Origin of the sequence: Dyadobacter sp. BE31 (assembly GCF_031457695.1) — a bacterium.
GTDB lineage: Bacteria > Bacteroidota > Bacteroidia > Cytophagales > Spirosomataceae > Dyadobacter.
Genome location: NZ_JAVDXA010000005.1, coordinates 379,550 through 394,987, shown reverse-complemented (window position 1 = coordinate 394,987; position 15,438 = coordinate 379,550). Strand labels below are relative to the sequence as shown.

Below are 15,438 nucleotides of genomic sequence, written 5' to 3'. Positions count from 1 at the left end.
ATTCCCTAAGAATTTATCTTCTAATGCTGTGGAGCAAATTACTTCACTTCAACTTCTGCACCAGCTTCTTCAAGTTGCTTTTTCAGAGCGTCAGCTTCGTCCTTAGCAACACCTTCTTTTACAGGTTTTGGAGCGCCGTCAACGAGTTCTTTCGCTTCTTTCAGGCCAAGACCAGTCAGGTCTTTAACCAATTTCACAACAGCCAATTTACCAGCACCAGCCGATTTCAAGATTACATCGAAAGATGTTTTCTCTTCAACCGCAGGAGCATCAGCACCAGCGCCAGCGCCAGGACCTGCTACCATTACTGCACCAGCAGCTGCTGGCTCAATACCGTACTCGTCTTTAAGAATTGCAGCCAATTCGTTCACTTCTTTAACCGTAAGGTTAACAAGCTGTTCTGCGAAAGCTTTCAAATCTGCCATTTTTATTTTGATTTTTTTGATTATACAATAAGATGATTTAAAAAGGCTCCTTTAATTATAAACCCGGGGAGCAAAGCCTGGCTATTTAATTAGTCTTCTTTTTCAGACAAAGTTTTCAAGATACCAGCCAGGTTCTGTCCGCCGCTTGTAAGAGCGCCGATAACATTTTTGGCAGGTGATTGCAACAATCCGATCACTTCGCCGATCAGTTCTTGTTTCGATTTCAGAGAAATCAGAACGTCCAGCTGGCTTTCTCCAACAAACAGGGCAGTATCAACAGAAGCTCCTTTGAACTTCAATTTGTCGCTGCCTGATTTCTTTTTGAAATCCTTGATCAGTTGCGCAGGAACTTTACCTGACTCCGGGTGAAACATTACTCCAGAAAATCCTTTCAACACTTCGTCGAAAGAAGAATAGTCTGTATCTAATGTCTCGAGCGCTTTTTTAATCAATGTATTCTTCACAACACGATACTCAACACCACGCTCGAAGCAAAGGCCTCTGAGGGTATTTACCTCGCTCACGGTCATACCGGTAGCGTTGGTAATGTAGAAGTATGGCGTGCTGGCGAATTTCTGACTTAATTCGTCAATAATTACTGCTTTTTCTTCCCGTGTCATATTACAATCCTGGAATCGTGTTTTTGTCAATAATAACACCCGGGCTCATCGTGCTTGACAAGTGAATGCTTTTTACGTAAGTTCCTTTGGCCGATGAAGGCTTAAGGCGAACCAAAGTATTGATAACTTCCGTTGCGTTTTGTGCAAGCTGGTCAGTTCCGAAAGAAACTTTACCGATGCTCGTGTGGATGATACCTGTTTTGTCAACTTTGAAGTCGATTTTACCAGCTTTCACCTCTTTCACCGCTTTCGCTACATCCGGAGTTACAGTTCCTGACTTAGGGTTTGGCATCAGACCGCGAGGACCCAACACTTTACCAAGTCTACCTACTTTTGCCATTACACTCGGCATTGTAATAATCACGTCGATGTCTGTCCAGCCTTGCTCGATTTTTGTAATGTATTCGTCAAGACCAACATAATCCGCTCCTGCCTCTTTCGCTTCTGCCTCCTTGTCGGGAGTACACAGCACCAATACGCGAACTTCTTTTCCGGTTCCGTGTGGCAATGTTACCACGCCACGCACCATTTGGTCAGCTTTACGAGGATCTACGCCCAAACGAACGTCGATATCTACGGAAGCATCAAATTTGGTATAGGAAATCGTTTTCAGAACATCCGCAGCTGCTTCCAGGGTATAAGCCTGGGTTGCGTCGTATTTTGAAAGAGCTTCTTTTTGCTTTTTGGTCAATTTTCCCATGTTCTTTGTTTCTTTGGCGTATCTATAAATCTACGCTCAGTTGTTTTCTTCCCATGGGGCCTTGCCAGCCACGGTGATACCCATACTACGAGCCGTTCCCGCGATCATTTTCATAGCAGACTCTACGGTGAAGCAGTTCAGGTCGGGCATTTTAGTTTCAGCGATCGTTTTAACTTGATCCCATGAAACTGATCCTACCTTAATACGGTTTGGCTGAGCCGAACCTGTTTTCACTTTTGAGGCTTCCAGAAGAAGAATAGCGGCCGGGGGGGTTTTGATGACGAAGTCGAAAGACTTGTCTTTGTAGTATGTAATAACTACCGGCAATACCACACCCATTTTATCCTGGGTACGGCCATTGAACTGCTTGCAAAACTCCATGATATTCAAACCCTTCGATCCTAGTGCAGGACCAATTGGAGGTGATGGGTTGGCTTGGCCACCTTTCACCTGCAGTTTGACGTATCCACCTATTTCTTTTGCCATTGTTTTGGAATTTGTCGGTTCATCGATTGACTAGCGGCTCACATGCAGTTGGAAGCCTACCTGCCCGCTATTCGCTCAACTATCCTTTTCTACTTGTGCGTAACTGAGTTCCACGGGTGTATTACGCCCGAATATTTTTACAACTACATTGAGTTTTTTCTTCTCATCGAATACTTCTTCCACCAGACCGATAAATCCGCTGAACGGACCATCTACGACTTTCACAGTCTCGCCTTTGATGAAAGACATGCTTGGCGCTTCTTCGTGCTGTTCTGCTTCGTCGACCTTACCGAGGATACGGTTAATTTCCGACTGGCGAAGAGGAACAGGCACTTTAGAATTTCCTTCGGCATTGCCCAGGAAACCAATTACGCCGGGAATACTTGTAATAATGTGCAGAACCTCCCCTTTGGACAGATCGGCTGAAATGATAATGTACCCGGGAAAGAAGTTCTTCTCCCGTACACGCTTTTTACCGTTACGCATTTCGTAAATCTTCTCCGAAGGGATTAGGATTTGCGGAACGAATTCATTTAGCTTCTGGCGTGTGATTTCATTTTCAATGTAGGACTTGATTTTTTTCTCTTGCCCAGACACTGCCCTTAATACAAACCAATTTAGACTACTCATACCTTTCAGGGGGTTATCTTTACTAAAATAGCCTTAGAAAGACTGGTAAAACAGTTTCAGTGCGTTCTCAAATACGAGATCCATTACACCTACCACGAAGGCAAAAATGAGCGAACCTACAAGCACCAGTGTGGTGTTGGCTTGCAGCTCGTTGAAAGGCGGCCATGTCACATGTTGGGTCATTTCTTCCCAGGACGCTTTCAAAAAAGAAGTAAATTTTTCCATTTCACCTTTTCGATTTATGCACGGGTGGAGAGATTCGAACTCCCATCAACGGTTTTGGAGACCGCTATTCTACCCTTGAACTACACCCGTTTATCGTGCAATTGCCCATTCGGGGCTGCAAAGATACGACTTTTTTATAAAAAACAAGTGCATTCCAAAAGAAATGCACTTGTTTTAATATTGCTATCTTGATTAGTCAAGAATTTCAGTTACCTGACCAGCACCTACGGTACGTCCACCTTCACGGATCGCGAAACGAAGACCTTTTTCCATAGCGATTTTGTTGATCAGCTTCACTTCGATAGTGATGTTATCACCTGGCATAACCATTTCAACACCTGCTGGAAGTGAGATTTCACCTGTCACGTCAGTGGTACGGAAGTAGAACTGAGGACGGTATTTGTTGAAGAATGGAGTGTGACGTCCACCTTCTTCTTTCGACAGTACGTAAACTTCACCTTTGAAGTGCAGGTGAGGCTTAACTGAACCTGGCTTACAGATTACCATACCACGACGGATCTCTTCTTTGTCGATACCGCGAAGCAACAAACCTACGTTGTCACCAGCTTCACCGCGGTCAAGGATCTTACGGAACATCTCAACACCAGTTACGGTTGATTTAAGACCTTCTGCACCCATACCGAGGATATCCACAGGATCACCAGAGTTGATCACACCACGCTCGATACGACCAGTTGCAACAGTACCACGACCAGTGATCGAGAATACGTCTTCAACAGGCATCAAGAATGGAAGATCAGTCATACGTGGAGGAATTGGAATCCAAGTATCCACAGCTTCCATCAGATCTTCGATCGTTTTAACCCACTTAGGCTCGCCGTTAAGACCACCCAAAGCAGATCCCTGGATTACAGGAATGTTATCGCCATCGAATTCGTAGAAGCTCAGAAGCTCGCGGATTTCCATCTCAACGAGTTCAAGAAGTTCTGGATCATCAACCATGTCCACTTTGTTCATGAACACAACAAGCTGAGGTACACCTACCTGACGAGCAAGAAGGATGTGCTCACGAGTTTGTGGCATAGGACCGTCAGTAGCAGCAACCACGATGATTGCGCCGTCCATCTGAGCAGCACCAGTTACCATGTTCTTCACGTAGTCAGCGTGACCTGGGCAGTCAACGTGCGCATAGTGACGGTTGGCTGTCTGGTATTCTACGTGAGAAGTGTTGATTGTAATACCGCGCTCTTTCTCTTCAGGAGCATTGTCGATTGATGAGAAGTCGCGTTTCTGTGCAAAACCTTTATCAGCCAACACAGTTGTAATCGCCGCTGTAAGGGTAGTTTTACCGTGGTCAACGTGCCCGATAGTACCAATATTTACGTGGGGTTTCGAGCGGTCAAACGTCTCTTTTGCCATGACTTAAGTACGCTTAAAATTAAAAGTTATTACGAATTTATTATACACTACTAATTGATCCTGCTGGCTTTACTGCAATCAAACACCGCAATCATTTACCAAACCAGGATCAAACCATCGCAGGTCAACCTGCTCTTTTGAATCTCGCAGACTCAAAATTTCTGAGCTTTTGAGGGGATTTGAACCCCTGACCTCTTCCTTACCAAGGAAGTGCTCTACCCCTGAGCTACAAAAGCATTGTTACTAAAAGCATTGTTCTTAGAACCAAAAAGCGATTAGCGAAAGTTATCTATTGAATGTTTTCGCTAATCGCTTCGATGATGCTTCTAATTGAGCGGAAGACGAGGTTCGAACTCGCGACCTATAGCTTGGAAGGCTATCGCTCTACCAGCTGAGCTACTTCCGCATTTGTTTTCGTCTTTACCTCAAAAACTGGCCTTAATTGAAGCATTTTTTCAGACTCAAACTGTGGGGGCGGATGGATTCGAACCACCGAAGACATAAGTCAGCAGATTTACAGTCTGCCCCATTTGGCCACTCTGGTACACCCCCAGACAACATTTCAACACAAGCGTGAAAACCGTTTGTTTCACAATTTGGAGTCGCAAAATTATACCCATTTTTTAGATTCTCAAATTCTTTTGAAAAAAAAAATTAAAAAAAATGCGGCCTGGAATCAAAAACAGCGATTCCAGGCCGCATGGGCACTTTTCGACTTAAAATAATCTCACTCCAAAACTCAGCATCCGGACCGACGGCCCCCGGTTGGCTTCGAAAAGATAGTTCAAGTCGTAGTTCACAAAGAAGTCAGGAAAGTTACGGATACCAATTTCAGCTGCTAAACCATAGCGCAAATCTTCGATGTAAAAGTTACGCCGGTCGTGGTCCACATCCTTCGTTCCGACCTTGCGGACCTTCGTGTAACTACCGATCCGGTAACCGCCGTAAGCACCCGCGCTGATATACGATATGAATGAGTGTGAAAAGCTTAGCGTAGGCATAACGGAGAGATTGACGTACGGCACCACAAGTTTCGATTTCCTTACTTCCACCGGTTTACCCTGGTCGTCCACCACATCCCGGAACTCGACCCCGTCATCCGTCTTGGCAATTGTATTATTCCCGTCGTACATCATGTTGTACCACGAAAAATCGACGCCGAAGTCCAGATGTAGCCGGGCATTCTTACCCCGTGCAACACTTGCGCTGGCCACATAACCCAGGCTCACGTAGCGCGATCCGAATGGTTTCAGGTCGTAATCCGATTTATTGAAACCTGCCGTAGCCTCATTCGTACCATAGGTGTTCAGCCCCAATGCGACATTAAAACCCTTCCTCGGGCTCGATCCCCCCCATGACTTTCGCTGGAACCGTTTCCCGATGCGCCGGTAAGTCGAATCCGACCCGACCACCTCGTCACCTTCTTTTACCTCCACACCCGAGCCATCAATGGAAACCTTTGTGTCCCCATCCTTGATATGAATACCACGAAGGCCAATCCTTACGTAGTCCTTATCCGCCACCTGATCAGCATCTTTCAGATATTTGTTCCCATTGAATTCTTCCCGCAGGAACGTCGTATCCGCCTTTGTACTGTCCAATCTCATTTTCAGGTCCTTCAAAAGCGCGTTAAGGTCGTACTTCATGATCTTTTCGAGCTCCGTCCGGTTCTCTCCGTAAATGATCAGCCGCGTTTTATCGCCGAAAGTCACGATAATCGAGTCCTTGTCCTGGATACCAGGGCGCCAGTGTTTTTCATCGTTGGATTTCAGCGAACCGGCGCGCGTGCCAATGGCTGCCAATACAAACAGCACCGCCATTGCATATATTTTACTTTTCATGGCACAATAGATTACAGTTTTGTCTTGTCTTTAGGGTGGTCTTTTTCTGAACTTCTGTCTTCCTTGTTACGCAGGCGATCGTCCACACGTGCTACAAGGTTTTTTGGATTAAAACCCACTTCATCCCAGTCGACTTTCTCGCCTGCTCTCGCATTTTTGAGCTGACGGAAAACCCTTGCAAAACGGGTATTACGTGGTTTCTCTTCCGCTTCATTAGTACCGGTCTCTACCGCAACGACAATCGTTCTTGTCGGTTCGGGTTCCGGCTTGCTTACCCGGCTAACAGCTGGCTCATCGGGCAAAGTCTTTATATCCTGTGCAACAGGACTTTTTATTTGTCCGGGTTGAATGGTATTCACCGGCACATCTGATTTCTCTGCAATAGCCACCACCTGCGCATTCTGAATTGGCTCAGCATCAGCAACCGATGTTTCAATTACCTGGTGGGTAGCTTTTGGTGTTTTGGCTATTTTGGCGAAATGGGTAGCTGGTTTAATATCGTTTTCTTCCGTTGCCGCTAACTGCCCAACCGCCTCTTCTGGTTTTTCAATCGGCGGAAGCACCGAATCAACAGGCGCAGGCTTAACCACGGCAACAGTCTGTTGTGTTTGGATACCGCCCGGCGAAACACCCTGCTGATTCTGCCAAACCAGGTATCCTCCTATCACCGCCGCAGCCACACCGGCCGCAGCATACCAACCCCACACAACCGGGCGCCGCCGCACGGGACTCGCCGATTGTTTCTCCTGAATTTTCAGCCAAGCATTTTCCGAAGGCTTTCTTTCCAATCCTTCGAGTTTACGTTTGAAAAGATCATCAACAGGATGCTTTTTCATAGTCTACTTTTTTTTTATAATCATTCTGCCATTCCGCCACCATCTTCTGCAACAATGCGCGGGCGCGGTGCAACTGTGATTTCGATGTACTTTCGGTAATACCCAGCATCTGGGCGATTTCAATGTGTGCATAGCCTTCAATGGCGTAGAGGTTAAAAACCGTCCGGTAACCCACCGGCAATGCTTCAATCAACGCCATCAATTCTTCGGTTTCCAGGTTCTGATCGGCGTGGAGGTAATCGGCAATGTTATTGGCTTCATCCGAAAGGTTGTCTTCCAGAATCCGCTTTTGTTTCCGCAAATACCCCAGCGCCTCATTCACCATAATCCGCCTGATCCACCCTTCGAAACTTCCTTCGCTGTTAAACTGGTTTATTTTTTCAAAAACCTTCAAAAAGCCCTCCACCATCACATCCTCGGCCGCCATTTCGTCGCATACATAGCGGAAGCATAAAGCCAGCATTCTATGGCTGTACTTGTCGTAAAGCTGTCGCTGCGCCTTCGGATCTTCTTTCCTGAGGGCTTTGACAAGCTGTGCTTCCTGGCTAAATAGTGCTAAAATTCGACCCATTCTAATTGGTGGTTTCGACAGCAAGATGCGCAATCCTCCGCGTGAGGTTGCATGTGCCGGAAAAGTTTTTTGATATATTTTTTAGCTTTGATGCGAATATCACTCATTGATCACCAAAAGGACTTTTCTCCAATGCTCGACTCCTCTGCGCCCATCGGAATTTTTGACAGTGGAATCGGCGGTATGACCGTCGCCAGCGCCGTAACCCGGTTGCTTCCACAGGAAAACACCATCTATTTCGGCGACACGGCGCATTTGCCTTATGGCGATAAATCCACGGCTGCCATCCAGGCCTATTCGATCAAAATATGCAATATGCTTTTACAGCAAAACTGCAAACTGATCCTCATCGCCTGCAACTCCGCGTCCGCGGCCGCCTACGAGCTCGTGCGCGAGTACGTGGGAAGCAAAGCCAAGGTGCTGAATGTGATTGATCCCGTGGTAAATTATGTGAAGGAGCATTATGAAGGAAAAACGATAGGCCTGATCGGTACCAAGCAGACGGTCCTGTCCAATGTGTATAAAAAGAAAGTAGATGCGCTGGATCGAAACATCCACCTGAAATCCCTCGCTACGCCATTGCTCGCACCCATGATCGAAGAAGGCTTTTTCGACAATAACATCAGTGAAAGTGTGATTGCTAATTACCTTTCCGATCCGTCTCTCAATGGCATTGAGGCATTGATCCTCGGTTGCACGCATTATCCATTGATCAAAACGCAGATCCGTAAATTCTACGGTGATACGGTAGAGACGCTCGACACCTCGGAAATCGTCGCGCGCTCGCTAAAAGCCTGGCTCGAACAGCATTACCTGATCAACGAGAAAGGGGAAGGCAAGCGGCAGTTCTATGTGTCGGATTATACCCTGTCATTCGAGCAATCGACTAACATATTCTTCGGCCGGCAAATCCAGCTCGAACATTACCCGCTTTGGGAATGACGCTTTTCCAGTGGAGCATTTACCATTAATGCATTAGTAAACCAACTTCACCGGCCCCAGCAAGCCCGACGGCATCGGCTGCCAGAGCGTGGCATCAAACTTCTTGTAAGTAATGTCCACGATGTTGATATCGTAAAATTTCTTCCAATTGGGCTGTTGCTGATCGAGGAGGCGCATGTAGTTGGCGGAAAGGTTGGTTACCTCTATTTCCAGCACATTACCTTTCGTTTTTAATGCATTTCCTACCGGAAGAATGAATGGAATATGCCAGGCCACGCCGAGGTCTTTCCCATTCAGCTTTACATTAGCCACTTCACGCACATCGCCCAAATCCAGCGACGCGTTGGCATAGCTCGCAGCAGAACCGGGCAGGTCGAAAGTAATGCGGTACCGTGCTTTGCCTGAAAAATACCCGGCAGAATCCGGCAAAGAAGTCCACGAGGTAAGCCCGGTAAGTTGTGCGGCGGCGGGTAGTTTGGGTTTACCATTCAAAAAGGTAAGCTCCCACTTGCCCTTAATGTCGAAATGTTTGCCGGTACTGCTCACTTCCGGCGCATCCTGCCCGTCGGCGGAAGTAGTCAGGAAGCACGATTCACCCGGTAAAAGCCGCAGAAAAATCTCTTCGCTGCCTTTGGTTCCACGCATCCTAGGTGTAGAAACGCCGCTGAGGGGATCTGATTTGAAGAATACTCCTCCCTTACCAATTTTTACCCAGCCTCCTTTAAATGTATTTCCAAGATTCGCTACGAAATAAAGCGGTACGCCCTCGCCGAGGCGCTTGCGTATGAATGTCAGTCCTTTTTCAGCTAATTGTTCCCTCACCACGCCATTCGCAGCCAGATCAGCGTTCAGGTCCGTTGAAACCTTTACATTTTTCAGTTTCGAAAGTCGTGTCAATGCGTCGCTGAATGCATTTTGCCGTTGCTCGTGATTGGCATTACCAGTTACGGTAGCAGGCAACTTTTGATCAAAAACAATCTTCGCGCCTGCATCCGCGAGCCGCTGTAATTCTTTCAATGTCTCCTCGGGCAGGTACGTTGCCGACGGGATGAGCAAAGTCTTGTAGTTAGCATTGCCGGAACTCAAAATACCATTCACTTCGACTGTGAACTTCTTCAATTGCAAATCCGACACGAAATCGAATGCGTAACCTTCCTTCCAAAGCTTTTCGGACAGTTTTCCAAAGGGCAGATCCAGCAACCAGCGGTCTACGTGGTGAACTTCGAGTAAATGCACACCTCCGCCCGATTTAGCCTTCGTAGCCCACAAATCATGAATCGGGAAATAGACCAGCACATCATTATCCGGCTGGCTATTCTGCAATTGGCGTTGGCAAAGGTCTACATACCGGTTCAGCAGCGGGAAATGCTCCGAGAAATGGGAGGTTTTGCCAAAATTGGTGGATGCATAAAATAGCCAACCCGGGAAACCTTCCTTGTCCGGCGAATAAGTGGTACCATGGTAAAAAACGTGGTTTATACCGGCAGTAAAGAGCTCGTCGATTTGCGGCTTGATTTGGGACAATGAAACTTTGAAATGATTCGCCAGCCAGGTCCCGGTCTCAGAACTTACCAGTTTCTTCCCCGACAAATTGGCCGCCGAAGAAGCAAACTTCATCGCCAGGGGGTTCGGGGTCCCGAACTGATCGATCGAATAATCCGGATCGACGCGCAAGCCGGAAATATTGAAACGGCTGGTACCGAATGATTCCGTTTCCGGGATATCCGCAGCTTCGTAAAGGTCGAGCAGGTTACCCGGTGACCCGTGTGCCTGGTAGCGGGTCACAAATCCGTGCGCGCGGCTCCAATCCGTCCAGGGCTTTGCGTAGCGTTCCAGTAGCAGCTCCGCCAGTGTCTGGTGATAGTCTATTTTTACCAGCGTAGCCTCCGCGTTTCCTGTCGAATCGTTCAATAGTGACAGCTTATCCAGCAGGTGATATTTCCGGCGGGATTGAAATTGCTGGACAAAATCCTCGGTCCAATTGGCTCCATAGGCTTCGTAGGAGTCGTTATACATCGCTCTGGGCTTAGCGGAAGCCTTGCTGAATGCCGAATCAAACCGGGAGAGATATTGCGACATTCCATTTGCATTAAAGGGATCCAAAACCAACCCTTCTCCGCCCGGAGCCGCCCGCTTCACTTTCTGGCCCGTTGGCTTTACCACCGGCTTCCCATCAACGACAGTCATACTTTGCGCCGCAGTGGCCACCGTCACATTCGGGCCGCCGAACGGCCATCCGGTACCTGTGGTCATGTCCACCCCCAATCCTAGGCGCTTACCTTCGCGCAGGGTGTGCTGCATGACTTCCAGCCATTGGTCCCCTAGAAAACGAATCGCCGCTTTTTCATACCCTTTAACCCCATAAATCGGAATAATATGCACGCCACCGAGCCCCGACTTGCTGAAATATTCGAGCTGGGCCGTGATATCCGCCTTGGTAACCGCGCTCCCCATCCACCACCAGTATGTCCAGGGTTTGGACGTCGACAATTTTTGGGCATTGCTATGGGCAAACTGGGCGAATATCAGGAGGACAGCGAGTAGAATCCGAAACATGACAGGACAGTGTTTTTCTTTAAAGACACGCAATGCATTATCTACGCCACTATAAAGGAATATTTTGTAAAATGGAACGCACAAAAAAGGCAGAACCGATTGGCCCTGCCCTTGAATGTCTTCTTTTTTGCAAATCAGTTCTCGTATGCAGACCGCACGCGCGCCGCCACGAACTGACGCTCGGCCTGTGCCCGCTTGGAATTGCGGTACCAAAGGTAACCGATCACCGCTACAAGGATGTATGGGATCACAAAGAGGAACATAATGCCGGTGTTCAACCCGACACCTACATTGTTGCGCCCGTTACCCATCGAGCTCTCCACTGATCCGCGGCACATCGCGCATTGCGCAAATGCGCCTGCGCTGTTCAGGACGAACATGATCACCAATCCGGATATTGCCAAAAACTTTTTCATACGTAATAAGGACTAATCATCAAGTAAACGATTACACCGGTAACACTCACATAAAGCCAGATCGGCATGGCCCATTTCACAGCCTTCCGGTGTTCGGCGATTTGATTGGTATATCCAAAATACACCGCTCGCAATACAAACCAAACGACCCCAATCGACAACACGATATGCGAGATCAGTAAAAAGTAATACACGGGCCGTACAAATCCGGTTCCCCCGAATGGTGTCGCCTCGTTGGAAACATGGTAAAGCACGTAGCATACCAAAAACACAGCGCCTAGCGCGAATGCTGTGGTCATCGTCTGCCGGTGTGCTATTACATTTTTTTGCTTGATAAAATAATAGCCCATGATCAGCAACATAGCCGTCAGGGTGTTAATTACGCCAATCACGTGCGGGAGTACTTTCGTCCACGCCCCGAGATCGATCTTCTGCCGGATTCCCAGCAGTAATGCAACCACCACCGGAATGGCAATTGCCAGAATATTGATGATACGCTCGTACTTCGGTTTTCTTTCGATTGTTAATGTAGCCATACCCACTTATTTCTCATTCTTTTTTTCATAATCGAGGATCTTGATCTCGGCCATCAGCCGGTCGGTCTCCTCTCCATCTCCGGCTTTATAAAAGCCTCTCACATATTTGCTACGGTCGATCAGTACTAACTGCCCTGCCCGGCCGTTAAATGCGTCACTTTTTCTTTCCGCATCTGTTAATTCCTGCGCAAAGCAGTCGGCTATCGTCACACTATCCGCCTTTACCGATTGCCATTCTCCGCGTCTCACAGTATCGGTCGCAATCACCAACACTTGCAATTCCGGGATTGCAGCTTTCAATGCGGCAATGCGAGCTATTTCATCGACCGCCCTATCACAAGGCTCTCCGCATTTCGAGGGCATTCGGCTTACGATGGTCAATCTTCCGTCCAGGTTTACACCACCGAACACACCGCAATCCGCCGAAACCTGATGAAACACCGTATCGCCATTTTGCACGACGATCGAGCCGTTACCATCCTTTTCCGCCACGAAGTATGGCAGGTCGTAATGGTTCGTCCCGAACAGTTTCAGTAAAGCAAAAATCAAAGCCGGTATTACTAATGTGACGATCAGTAATCCGGCTTTGGGAAATTTCTTCATTCTAATCTATTATCCGAAAATCGCTTCGAAAATTGCATTGCCTTCGAGCATGAGCGCCAGGATGAGCCAGGCCACAAATATCACCGGCACTAATATGGACCAGATGAGCGTCTTTGTTTCATGTTTCAAGTGCATAAACTCTCCTACGATATAAAATGCTTTCACGATCGTCAGGACGATAAAAATCGATATTTTGAAAGTTCCGTGTGGAATTGTAAATGCGATCGCAAATTCGCCAGCTGTAATGAAGAGAAGAATCCAAAAGGTCTTCCAGATCGCTTTACGTTGCTCGGCTCCTGCCTCGGGATCCTGGTTATGTACGTGGTGATGTTGTACTTCCGCCATTTTACTTCAATTTTAAATATTGTTCTATAAATTAAACCAGGTAGAAGAATGTAAATACAAACACCCAAACCAGATCCACAAAGTGCCAGTAGAGACCTACTTTCTCAACCATTTCGTAGCTTCCTCTCTTGTCATAGAACCCTGTCGCCGCACGGAAGAAGATCAGAATGTTCAGGATCACACCCGAGAATACGTGCGTTCCGTGGAAACCGGTAATGAAGAAGAAGAAGTCGGCAAATGCGGGAGGGCCGTATTGGTTCTCCGTCAGGTTAGCACCGAAGATCGTTTTCTCAACCCATGTACCGTTTTCGATCACTTTCATCACCGTACCGGCATCGGTTCCGTGGATGAAGTGGCTCCATTCCCAAGCCTGGCAACCAAGGAAGGTAAAACCGCCGAGGATAGTCCAAAGCATATATTTCTCAACATTCGCGCGGTCCATGCGGTGACCTGCCTCCACTGCAAGTACCATGGTAACGGAGCTCGCGATGAGGATGAATGTCATGATACCAACGAATACCAGCGGCAGCGAAACACCGTGCAGGAATGGTACGGCTTCGTAAACCCTTTCAGGTACCGGCCAGTACATGTTGGAGAAGGTGAAATCTTCGTGTTTTCCGGTGAATGCAGGGAAACTAAACCGGGCTGTACCATATGCCACCAGCAAGGCAGAGAAAGTAAAGGTATCCGAGATGAGGAAGAACCACATCATCAGTTTACCGTAACTTGCTTTCATAGGCTCAATACCCCCCAACCACATTTTGGGTTCTACCGCGCCGGGTGTTGTTACATGTGCCGCCATTGATAAAGAAATTATTAATTAAAGGTCAATAAAAAAACAAAAAGGTATAACCAGAGTATGTCCAAAAAGTGCCAGTAAGTAGCACTGATCTGAATTCTTCTCAGATTTTTGGAATGCACGTTCAGCTTAAATGCCGAGAACAGCGCGAATACCAAAACAATCAGGCCGGTAATGATGTGGAAACCGTGAAGCCCGGTGAACACGTAAAAGAACGAGCCGGACGGGTTTCCTACAAAATAGACATTCATCGCCACCAGCTCTTTCCAGCCCTGAAACTGCATGTAAAGGAAGATCAGGCCGAGTACAAAAGTAATAGAAATTGCTATTTTCAATTGTTGGAACTGATCTTTTTTTGCCGAGAAATAGGCCCATTGCATCGCTACACTACTCATTATGAGCACCACGGTGCTGTACCAGAATATCTGCGGCATTTCAAATTCGAGCCAGTTACCTTCTGCGCGACGCACGAGGTACGCGCTGCTCTGAGAGGCGAAAAGCATGATGATCGTCACGAGGAACAACCAGAGAATAAACTTCTTCGGGTCCATCGCCAACGTCTCCTGCGGCTCTCTTTCCAATTTATATTGCTGAACGTTTTCCATTTTCTCTCAATTCAATATCACAATTTATCCAACAAAAAAGCAATCTGTACAATGGGCAGGTAAATGAACGATCCGAACATCAGCTGCTTCGCGGTCTTGTCCGTACACTTACGCATAAGGTGGAACGTCTGCGCGAGGAACAATACCCCGAAAACCGTCGCAATGAATGCGGAATTAATACCCGTCATTCCCAGCTCGTACGGCAACCAGCCGATCGGAAGCAGGAACAGCGTATAGATCATGATCTGCAATGTCGTATCAGAATCTTTCAAACCGTTGGCGGGCAACAATTTGAAACCTGCTCTTTTGTAATCTTCGTCCAGTACCCATGCAATGGCCCAGAAATGCGGGAATTGCCAGAAAAACTGGATCGCAAACAGGATACCGGGTTCCAAGCCAAAATGATTGGTTGCCGCTACCCAACCGATCATCGGAGGAAACGCTCCCGGGAATGCACCCACGAACACCGCGATCGGACCGACGCGCTTCAACGGTGTGTAAACAAAGCCGTAAAGCACGAGCGACAGCAGGGAAATAAGCCCCGTTGTCAGGTTAAATACCATTACAAATATCGCCAGCGAGGCTACCCCGAGGATCACTGCCCACACAGCAGCCTGTTCCACGGTAATTCTTCCGCTTGGCAACGGCCGTGAAGCCGTTCTTTTCATCATTTTGTCCAGATCTTTTTCCAAAATCTGGTTGATAATGTTCGCAGCACCAGTAATACCGATCGACGCCAACACAAAAAGGACCATATCTCCGGCCTTCACATCCCGTGAACCCAGGCAATATCCCATTGCTCCGGAGAACGCGATCAACGACGCCAACCGGAATTTGAGTAATTCAAATAAAACCCCTAATCTCTCTCTGATCTTCCCAACCCCGCTTACACTTTCCTCTACTGAAATCATTATTACAGAAA

At 47.5% G+C, this 15,438-nt stretch carries 19 protein-coding genes and 4 tRNA genes; 1 reads left to right on the top strand and 22 read right to left on the bottom strand.

Annotation, left to right across the window (positions count from 1 at the left end; translation table 11 throughout):
- Positions 1–38 precede the first annotated feature (38 nt).
- From rplL to J2Y43_RS24920, 14 genes are all read right to left on the bottom strand, one after another.
- A complete protein-coding gene (gene rplL, locus J2Y43_RS24985; protein ID WP_223400673.1) occupies positions 39–425 on the bottom strand; it encodes a 50S ribosomal protein L7/L12 in 387 nt (128 codons plus the stop codon).
- 89 nt (positions 426–514) lie between these two features.
- Positions 515–1,045 (bottom strand): 50S ribosomal protein L10, encoded by a 531-nt coding sequence (gene rplJ / locus J2Y43_RS24980; RefSeq protein ID WP_090381982.1) that lies wholly within the window; start codon positions 1,043–1,045, stop codon positions 515–517.
- A gap of 1 nt (position 1,046) precedes the next feature.
- Positions 1,047–1,745, bottom strand: a complete 699-nt coding sequence (gene rplA / locus J2Y43_RS24975) for a 50S ribosomal protein L1 (RefSeq protein ID WP_015812906.1) — start codon at positions 1,743–1,745, stop codon at positions 1,047–1,049.
- A 36-nt stretch (positions 1,746–1,781) separates the two neighbouring features.
- Positions 1,782–2,231, bottom strand: coding sequence for a 50S ribosomal protein L11 (rplK, locus tag J2Y43_RS24970; RefSeq protein WP_019944910.1), 450 nt, complete (start codon positions 2,229–2,231; stop codon positions 1,782–1,784).
- Between the two features lie 75 nt (positions 2,232–2,306).
- Positions 2,307–2,861, bottom strand: a complete 555-nt coding sequence (gene nusG / locus J2Y43_RS24965; RefSeq protein WP_015812908.1) for a transcription termination/antitermination protein NusG — start codon at positions 2,859–2,861, stop codon at positions 2,307–2,309.
- A gap of 33 nt (positions 2,862–2,894) precedes the next feature.
- Positions 2,895–3,086, bottom strand: coding sequence for a preprotein translocase subunit SecE (secE, locus tag J2Y43_RS24960; RefSeq protein ID WP_015812909.1), 192 nt, complete (start codon positions 3,084–3,086; stop codon positions 2,895–2,897).
- A gap of 19 nt (positions 3,087–3,105) precedes the next feature.
- Positions 3,106–3,176, bottom strand: a tRNA-Trp gene (locus J2Y43_RS24955).
- Positions 3,177–3,278: 102 nt separating this feature from the next.
- Positions 3,279–4,466: an elongation factor Tu gene (gene tuf / locus J2Y43_RS24950; RefSeq protein ID WP_106595592.1), complete on the bottom strand. Its 1,188-nt coding sequence runs from the start codon at positions 4,464–4,466 to the stop codon at positions 3,279–3,281.
- 164 nt (positions 4,467–4,630) lie between these two features.
- Positions 4,631–4,702 (bottom strand) — tRNA-Thr (locus J2Y43_RS24945).
- 97 nt (positions 4,703–4,799) lie between these two features.
- Positions 4,800–4,872 (bottom strand) — tRNA-Gly (locus J2Y43_RS24940).
- A 63-nt stretch (positions 4,873–4,935) separates the two neighbouring features.
- Positions 4,936–5,018: transfer RNA gene (locus J2Y43_RS24935), tRNA-Tyr, on the bottom strand.
- A 164-nt stretch (positions 5,019–5,182) separates the two neighbouring features.
- Positions 5,183–6,307, bottom strand: coding sequence for a hypothetical protein (locus tag J2Y43_RS24930; protein ID WP_309988151.1), 1,125 nt, complete (start codon positions 6,305–6,307; stop codon positions 5,183–5,185).
- Between the two features lie 11 nt (positions 6,308–6,318).
- A complete protein-coding gene (locus tag J2Y43_RS24925) occupies positions 6,319–7,143 on the bottom strand; it encodes a hypothetical protein (RefSeq protein ID WP_309988152.1) in 825 nt (274 codons plus the stop codon).
- The gene (locus J2Y43_RS24920) at positions 7,124–7,714 is read right to left on the bottom strand and encodes an RNA polymerase sigma factor (protein ID WP_309988154.1); all 591 of its coding nucleotides are present in this window, start codon (positions 7,712–7,714) and stop codon (positions 7,124–7,126) included. The genes J2Y43_RS24925 and J2Y43_RS24920 overlap by 20 nt, the downstream gene beginning before the upstream one ends.
- A 132-nt stretch (positions 7,715–7,846) precedes the next feature.
- Here J2Y43_RS24920 and murI point away from each other — a divergent pair, with 132 nt between their 5' ends.
- A complete protein-coding gene (gene murI, locus J2Y43_RS24915; RefSeq protein ID WP_309988156.1) occupies positions 7,847–8,656 on the top strand; it encodes a glutamate racemase in 810 nt (269 codons plus the stop codon).
- Positions 8,657–8,689: 33 nt separating this feature from the next.
- Here the strand turns inward: murI and J2Y43_RS24910 are convergent, their stop codons facing one another.
- The 8 genes from J2Y43_RS24910 to cyoE form a co-directional block, all read right to left on the bottom strand.
- On the bottom strand, positions 8,690–11,212 hold the full coding sequence (locus J2Y43_RS24910; RefSeq protein ID WP_309988158.1) for a glycosyl hydrolase: 2,523 nt from the start codon (positions 11,210–11,212) through the stop codon (positions 8,690–8,692).
- Between the two features lie 134 nt (positions 11,213–11,346).
- Positions 11,347–11,628 carry a hypothetical protein gene (locus tag J2Y43_RS24905; protein WP_309988160.1) on the bottom strand — a complete coding sequence of 94 codons (282 nt, stop codon included), beginning with the start codon at positions 11,626–11,628 and terminating at the stop codon, positions 11,347–11,349.
- Positions 11,625–12,164 (bottom strand): DUF420 domain-containing protein, encoded by a 540-nt coding sequence (locus tag J2Y43_RS24900; protein WP_309988161.1) that lies wholly within the window; start codon positions 12,162–12,164, stop codon positions 11,625–11,627. The genes J2Y43_RS24905 and J2Y43_RS24900 overlap by 4 nt, the downstream gene beginning before the upstream one ends.
- Positions 12,165–12,170: 6 nt before the next feature.
- Positions 12,171–12,767 carry a hypothetical protein gene (locus J2Y43_RS24895; protein WP_309988163.1) on the bottom strand — a complete coding sequence of 199 codons (597 nt, stop codon included), beginning with the start codon at positions 12,765–12,767 and terminating at the stop codon, positions 12,171–12,173.
- Between the two features lie 9 nt (positions 12,768–12,776).
- The gene (locus J2Y43_RS24890; protein WP_309988164.1) at positions 12,777–13,112 is read right to left on the bottom strand and encodes a cytochrome C oxidase subunit IV family protein; all 336 of its coding nucleotides are present in this window, start codon (positions 13,110–13,112) and stop codon (positions 12,777–12,779) included.
- A 31-nt stretch (positions 13,113–13,143) separates the two neighbouring features.
- Positions 13,144–13,914, bottom strand: coding sequence for a cytochrome c oxidase subunit 3 (locus J2Y43_RS24885; RefSeq protein ID WP_106595602.1), 771 nt, complete (start codon positions 13,912–13,914; stop codon positions 13,144–13,146).
- A gap of 14 nt (positions 13,915–13,928) precedes the next feature.
- Positions 13,929–14,516 carry a cytochrome c oxidase subunit 3 gene (locus J2Y43_RS24880; protein ID WP_223400682.1) on the bottom strand — a complete coding sequence of 196 codons (588 nt, stop codon included), beginning with the start codon at positions 14,514–14,516 and terminating at the stop codon, positions 13,929–13,931.
- 17 nt (positions 14,517–14,533) lie between these two features.
- Entirely contained in the window at positions 14,534–15,427 is an 894-nt protein-coding gene (gene cyoE / locus J2Y43_RS24875; RefSeq protein ID WP_309988168.1) for a heme o synthase, read from the bottom strand.
- Positions 15,428–15,438: the final 11 nt, after the last annotated feature.

Coding starts and splice junctions, on each gene's coding strand:
- J2Y43_RS24925 (WP_309988152.1), bottom strand. CDS start 7,143: ATGAAAAAGCATCCTGTTGATGATCTTTTCAAACGTAAACTCGAAGGA.
- J2Y43_RS24900 (WP_309988161.1), bottom strand. CDS start 12,164: ATGGCTACATTAACAATCGAAAGAAAACCGAAGTACGAGCGTATCATC.
- J2Y43_RS24930 (WP_309988151.1), bottom strand. CDS start 6,307: ATGAAAAGTAAAATATATGCAATGGCGGTGCTGTTTGTATTGGCAGCC.
- J2Y43_RS24885 (WP_106595602.1), bottom strand. CDS start 13,914: ATGGCGGCACATGTAACAACACCCGGCGCGGTAGAACCCAAAATGTGG.
- J2Y43_RS24895 (WP_309988163.1), bottom strand. CDS start 12,767: ATGAAGAAATTTCCCAAAGCCGGATTACTGATCGTCACATTAGTAATA.
- cyoE (WP_309988168.1), bottom strand. CDS start 15,427: ATGATTTCAGTAGAGGAAAGTGTAAGCGGGGTTGGGAAGATCAGAGAG.
- rplJ (WP_090381982.1), bottom strand. CDS start 1,045: ATGACACGGGAAGAAAAAGCAGTAATTATTGACGAATTAAGTCAGAAA.
- J2Y43_RS24880 (WP_223400682.1), bottom strand. CDS start 14,516: ATGGAAAACGTTCAGCAATATAAATTGGAAAGAGAGCCGCAGGAGACG.
- rplK (WP_019944910.1), bottom strand. CDS start 2,231: ATGGCAAAAGAAATAGGTGGATACGTCAAACTGCAGGTGAAAGGTGGC.
- secE (WP_015812909.1), bottom strand. CDS start 3,086: ATGGAAAAATTTACTTCTTTTTTGAAAGCGTCCTGGGAAGAAATGACC.
- J2Y43_RS24910 (WP_309988158.1), bottom strand. CDS start 11,212: ATGTTTCGGATTCTACTCGCTGTCCTCCTGATATTCGCCCAGTTTGCC.
- tuf (WP_106595592.1), bottom strand. CDS start 4,466: ATGGCAAAAGAGACGTTTGACCGCTCGAAACCCCACGTAAATATTGGT.
- J2Y43_RS24890 (WP_309988164.1), bottom strand. CDS start 13,112: ATGGCGGAAGTACAACATCACCACGTACATAACCAGGATCCCGAGGCA.
- rplL (WP_223400673.1), bottom strand. CDS start 425: ATGGCAGATTTGAAAGCTTTCGCAGAACAGCTTGTTAACCTTACGGTT.
- J2Y43_RS24905 (WP_309988160.1), bottom strand. CDS start 11,628: ATGAAAAAGTTTTTGGCAATATCCGGATTGGTGATCATGTTCGTCCTG.
- nusG (WP_015812908.1), bottom strand. CDS start 2,861: ATGAGTAGTCTAAATTGGTTTGTATTAAGGGCAGTGTCTGGGCAAGAG.
- J2Y43_RS24920 (WP_309988154.1), bottom strand. CDS start 7,714: ATGGGTCGAATTTTAGCACTATTTAGCCAGGAAGCACAGCTTGTCAAA.
- murI (WP_309988156.1), top strand. CDS start 7,847: ATGCTCGACTCCTCTGCGCCCATCGGAATTTTTGACAGTGGAATCGGC.
- rplA (WP_015812906.1), bottom strand. CDS start 1,745: ATGGGAAAATTGACCAAAAAGCAAAAAGAAGCTCTTTCAAAATACGAC.